Source organism: uncultured Campylobacter sp., from assembly GCF_947255105.1.
In the GTDB taxonomy this organism is placed as follows: domain Bacteria; phylum Campylobacterota; class Campylobacteria; order Campylobacterales; family Campylobacteraceae; genus Campylobacter_B.
In genome coordinates, this window is the sequence record NZ_CAMYFP010000027.1 from 1 (window position 1) to 4,864 (window position 4,864).

General features: G+C 36.5%; 6 protein-coding genes and 1 tRNA gene. 3 read left to right on the forward strand and 4 right to left on the reverse strand.

Going from position 1 to position 4,864, the window contains the following annotated elements:
* Positions 1 to 156: 156 nt before the first annotated feature.
* From Q0X52_RS07835 to Q0X52_RS07850, 4 genes are read right to left on the reverse strand one after another with little or no spacing between them, the layout of a single operon-like run.
* Entirely contained in the window at positions 157 to 642 is a 486-nt protein-coding gene (locus Q0X52_RS07835) for a histidine phosphatase family protein (protein WP_297576632.1), read from the reverse strand.
* Positions 639 to 1,469: a ferritin-like domain-containing protein gene (locus tag Q0X52_RS07840; protein WP_297576633.1), complete on the reverse strand. Its 831-nt coding sequence runs from the start codon at positions 1,467 to 1,469 to the stop codon at positions 639 to 641. Before Q0X52_RS07840 ends, Q0X52_RS07835 begins: the two co-directional genes overlap by 4 nt.
* Positions 1,435 to 2,037, reverse strand: a complete 603-nt coding sequence (locus tag Q0X52_RS07845) for a rhomboid family intramembrane serine protease (protein WP_297576634.1) — start codon at positions 2,035 to 2,037, stop codon at positions 1,435 to 1,437. The genes Q0X52_RS07840 and Q0X52_RS07845 overlap by 35 nt, the downstream gene beginning before the upstream one ends.
* Before the next feature lie 3 nt (positions 2,038 to 2,040).
* Complete coding sequence (locus tag Q0X52_RS07850; RefSeq protein WP_297576635.1) at positions 2,041 to 2,181, reverse strand: hypothetical protein; 141 nt, start codon at positions 2,179 to 2,181, stop codon at positions 2,041 to 2,043.
* 124 nt (positions 2,182 to 2,305) lie between these two features.
* Here Q0X52_RS07850 and murA point away from each other — a divergent pair, with 124 nt between their 5' ends.
* The 3 genes from murA (at position 2,306) to Q0X52_RS07865 (ending at position 4,864) form a co-directional block, all read left to right on the forward strand.
* Positions 2,306 to 3,574, forward strand: coding sequence for a UDP-N-acetylglucosamine 1-carboxyvinyltransferase (gene murA / locus Q0X52_RS07855; protein WP_297576636.1), 1,269 nt, complete (start codon positions 2,306 to 2,308; stop codon positions 3,572 to 3,574).
* On the forward strand, positions 3,575 to 4,750 hold the full coding sequence (locus tag Q0X52_RS07860) for a molybdopterin molybdotransferase MoeA (RefSeq protein WP_297576637.1): 1,176 nt from the start codon (positions 3,575 to 3,577) through the stop codon (positions 4,748 to 4,750).
* A gap of 39 nt (positions 4,751 to 4,789) precedes the next feature.
* Positions 4,790 to 4,864 (forward strand) — tRNA-Gly (locus tag Q0X52_RS07865).

Genomic DNA, 4,864 nt, shown 5'->3' on the forward strand with positions numbered 1-4,864 from the left:
AAATTTAGCTTTGAAATTTAGCTTTGAAATTTAGCTTTGAAATTTAGCTTTGAAATTTAGCTTTGAAAGTAAATTATGGAACAATAACTTTCATTTGTAGCTTTTGAAATTTAAAGCTATTTAAAGCAATAAAAAAGCAAAGTTGTCTGCGCAACCCTACTCTTTCTTAAACATCTTTGGATAGCAATAGTAAAGTATCTCGCCCTCTTTTTCAAAAAGCTCCTTAAAACTTGCCACATCAAAACGAATGGCAAATATTCCACAAGTTGGTAGGTTGCCGATGGCACTATCGCTTAGCTCTTCGCAAACTGCTGTAATGGCGTTGTTGTGACCAACTATTGCAATGCTTTTGAGATTGTCATCGATATTTTCTATAAAGCTTTTTAGACTGTCCTTTTCAAAAGTATAAAGTTCATCAAAATACTCTACCTTTGCGCCACTACTAAAAAGTATCTTGGCGCTCTCTTTTGCCCGTTTTGCACTACTTGAATAGACAACTTGAGGATGAAGTCTATTTTTTACCATTTTTTTCATAAGTTTTGCATCTTCAATGCCTTTTTTTGAAAGCCCCCTCTCCTTGTCCTCTTGCTCTTCGTCGTCTTTTTTTGCCTTTGCATGTCTAATAAAATAAATTGTCTTCATCTTAAAGCCCTTTCTTGTAGCTCTTCTATCTTTTTTAATTCATCTAGGCTAAATCCAGCCTCTAGTCTAGCCTCCATGTTTAACTCTCTTTTGTTTGAAAAAGAGTTTGGATAGTGCTTCAAAATTATATCAAAATAGAGCTTTTCACACTCTAATCCGCTTTTTTTGCAGCACCACTTAAACCATTTATCGCCCTTATAAACGTGCGAAACCTCCTCTTTTAAGATAACTTCCAAAAGAGCAATGATATCCTCTTTGCCCTCTTTTTTAAGGCGCTCTATTATAAATTTATTGGCATCTAGTCCATTTGCCTCCATAAATCTAGGAAGCAGAGCCATCCGCTCTATAAGTGAGTTTTCTGTCTTTTTTAAGGCGACAAAAAGCCCATCATGCACAGCAAAGTCTCCATACTTAAAGCCACTTTTACAAAGGCAACTCTCTATCATGCAAAAGTGCCTTATCTCATCACTTGCGACTTCTAGCCAGTCGCTATAAAACTCCCTTGGCATCATCTCAAACCTATAGCAAGCATCAAGCGCTATCTCTATGGCACTATACTCGATGTGAGCGATGTTGTGCAAAAAGAGTGCCTCTTTGTTTTTTGACTTTATTTTGGAGCTTTGCTTGATGGGGACGATGTTGCAAATTTGTTTATAACTTGGCTCAAATAGCGGTTTTGGTGGAGTCATTCTTTGAAAATTGTTAAATTTGCCCTCTTTAAAGGCGCTGTAAAACTCTCTAAATTTGGCAAATTTCTCATCTAAATTTGAGATTTGCAGAAGTTCTTCTAAACTATCGTAAAATAAATTTCTGTTCAAATTTGGCATAGACAAATCCTATTATAACTCCCGCAATGTGGGCATACCAAGCAACTCCTGGCAAAAAGCTAAGTAGCACAATCATAACAATAAGCGGCTTTCCCTGCTTTGGCACAAGTGTTGCAAAGTATCCAAAAAGCACGCATATTGCGCCACTTGCACCAACAATTATCCCGCCATAGCCAGAGTAATTTATATAAATTAGGCAAAACAAAGAGACCAAAAGACCGCCTATTAGATATAAAAGCGTAAATTTGACCTTGCCAAGATAGTTTTCGATCATAGTTCCAAACTGAAAAAGCACCGCCATATTCATAAGTAGATGTAAAAAACTACCATGTATAAACATAGTTGTAAAAAACTGCCACCAAAATCCATATGCAACAGATCTAAAACTAAGCCCAAAAAGCATATCAAATGTTAAAATATCGCTATAAACTCTATTGTTGCTGCCTTGAATTAGCACTTTTTGTATCGGTTCATCGCCAAAAAAGAGTAGAGAAACAAAGTAAATAAGGAAGTTTATAAGGATTATTGTAAGTGTAACTGCATTGTTTTTATAAAAACTCTTTAACATAACCTATACTCTATAAAAACTGCTCTCTTTTGCAAAAGAGGAGATAGTAACTTCATACTCCATAACTACACTTTGTTTGGGTGGCTGAATTGCCGAGCAACCTGCTATAAAAATGGTTAAAACTATCAATAAATTTATCTTCACATAAAACTCCAAAAATATAGCCTTGATTTTATCAAAATTTATTAAACTTCATAAAGATGGCTTTTTATTATTTCTTATTTTTATAGTATAATCAAACTTATTTTAAATTTTTTGCGGATGTGATATGGACTATTTACAGATAAAAGGTGAGGCAAAGTTAAGCGGAAGTGTTGAAATATCCGGCTCTAAAAATGCTGCTTTGCCGCTCATTGCGCTTAGTTTGATTTTTGAAGATGACTTTAAAATAACCAATCTTCCAGATGTAGCCGACATAAACACTCTTTTGTTGCTGCTTTCAAATTTAGGTGCAAAGATAGAAAAAAAAGAGCATAGCGCTACAATCAACACCAACAACATAAACTCAACAAAAGCCAACTATGATATCGTAAGAAAAATGCGCGCCTCGATTTTGGTTCTGGGCCCTCTTCTTGCAAGATTTAAAAGGTGTGAAGTCTCTTTGCCAGGTGGCTGTGCGATAGGTGCAAGACCAATAGATCTTCACCTAAGTGCGCTAGAAAAAATGGGTGCAAAGATAGAGATAAAAGAGGGCTATGTCGTGGCAACTGCTCCAAATGGACTTGTTGGAGCTACTATCAATTTTGACAAAATCACAGTTACAGGCACTGAAAACATCATAATGGCAGCTGCCCTTGCAAAGGGAAAGACAAAGATAATAAGCGCTGCAAGAGAGCCTGAGATAGTAGCACTTTGTGAGGCACTAAAAGAGGCTGGAGTCCAGATTGATGGGTGTGGAACTAGCGTTTTGACGATAGAAGGAACCAATGGCAAGCTACTTAAAACAGATAAAAAGATAGTTGTCATACCAGATAGGATAGAAGCTGGCACCTATCTATGTGCAGGAGCTATAACAAACTCAAACATCACAATAAAAAAGTGTGAGCCAAAACATATAAGTGCTGTTATTGCGAAGTTTGAAGAGATGGGCTTTGGCTTTTTGATAGACAAAGATAGCATCACCATCAAAAAAGCACAAAAATTAAAGCCTGTAGAGATAGTAACCAAAGAATATCCTGCCTTTCCTACAGATATGCAAGCCCAATTTATGGCAGTTTGTACTACAATTAACGGAGCTAGTATCATAGAAGAGACACTTTTTGAAAATAGATTTATGCATGTTGGAGAGCTCTTAAGAATGGGAGCGCAGATAAAACTTAGCGGACATATAGCTACAATTAGTGGTTCAAAACTTTTTGGCACTGATGTAATGGCAACAGATCTAAGAGCAAGCTCTGCACTAGTTTTGGCAGCACTTGTTGCAAAAGGAACTACAAAAGTGCATAGAATTTATCATCTAGATAGAGGTTATGAAAACTTAGAGGGCAAGTTAAGATTGCTTGGCGTAGAGATAGAAAGGCTTAAGGAGAGAGGCTAGATGGATATTTATGAGGTTTTAAATTTGATAGATAGCAAACTAGAGGCGCTAAATTTCACAAAAAAGATATCGCTTAGAGACGCGCTTGGTCAAGTTTTGGCAACTGATATTGTAGCAACAAAGGACCTTCCGGCCTTTGATAACTCAGCAATGGATGGATATGCCTTTAGATATGAAGATCTCCACTCCAAAAAGATAAAAGTTCTTGGGACTATCTTTGCTGGCGATATGACGCTTTATGAGATAAAAGAAAATGAGTCCTACAAAATAATGACCGGCGCTATGATGCCAAAGGGAAGTGATACAATTATAGAGATTGAAAATAGCGAAGTTGTGGGTGGATTTTTACAGATAAACAAAGAGGTCAAAAAAGACAATGCCCATAGACAAAGAGGCGAAGAGATAAAAAGTGGCGAAATTATCTTAAAAAAAGGTGATAAGCTTACACCATCAAAACTCATGCTTCTTGCAAGTCAAGGAGTAGATGAAATAGAGGTTAAAGAGCTTCCAAAAATTGCCATCTACTCAACTGGCAATGAGATAGTTGAACCTTGGCAGAGAGCTTTGGAGTATCAAATTTATAACTCAAACTCCACAGGTATCTATCAACTTTTAAAGCAAAGCGGCTTTAATGCAACCTATCGTGGCATTATCAAAGATGATATAAAGAGCATAAAAAAAGCTCTAAATAATGATGAGAGCATAACTATAACAAGCGGTGGTGCTAGTGTTGGAGAGGCTGATTATATGCAAGAGGCGCTTAAAGAGCTTGGTTATAGTAAGTTTTTTGATGGTATAGCAGTTCGCCCTGGACGCCCTACTAAAATTTATAGAAAAAATGACAAATATATCATAGTTCTACCTGGCAATCCAATGGCTGCTTATCTTATAGCCTTTGCTGTAATAATCCCATTTTTAAAAAAACTAAGCGGTTGTAGTGATATTTTTTGGACGAAATTTAGAGCAAAAGCCACAGAAAATATCTCTTTGAAGCCAACTAGATCAAATTTAGTTTTGGGAGTTTTAAAAGATGGCAAATTTACAACTATAAATGGCAATAAATTTGGCTCAGGCATGATAAAACCTATAGTTATGGCAAACGCTCTCTATCTCTCGCCTATTGGCAAAAATGGCTATTTTATAGATGAAGAGCTAGAAGTTTTATCTATCTATTGACAAAAGGTATAAAAGATGATAACATACTCTTTTTTAATTGCGGGAATAGCTCAGTGGTAGAGCACGACCTTGCCATGGTTGGGGTCGCGAGTTCGACTCTCGTTTCCCGCTCCA

Bases quoted from the DNA above. Each gene is read 5' to 3' on its own strand.
- Q0X52_RS07835 (WP_297576632.1), bottom strand. From the start codon at position 642: ATGAAGACAATTTATTTTATTAGACATGCAAAGGCAAAAAAAGACGAC.
- Q0X52_RS07840 (WP_297576633.1), bottom strand. From the start codon at position 1,469: ATGCCAAATTTGAACAGAAATTTATTTTACGATAGTTTAGAAGAACTT.
- Q0X52_RS07845 (WP_297576634.1), bottom strand. From the start codon at position 2,037: ATGTTAAAGAGTTTTTATAAAAACAATGCAGTTACACTTACAATAATC.
- murA (WP_297576636.1), top strand. From the start codon at position 2,306: ATGGACTATTTACAGATAAAAGGTGAGGCAAAGTTAAGCGGAAGTGTT.
- Q0X52_RS07860 (WP_297576637.1), top strand. From the start codon at position 3,575: ATGGATATTTATGAGGTTTTAAATTTGATAGATAGCAAACTAGAGGCG.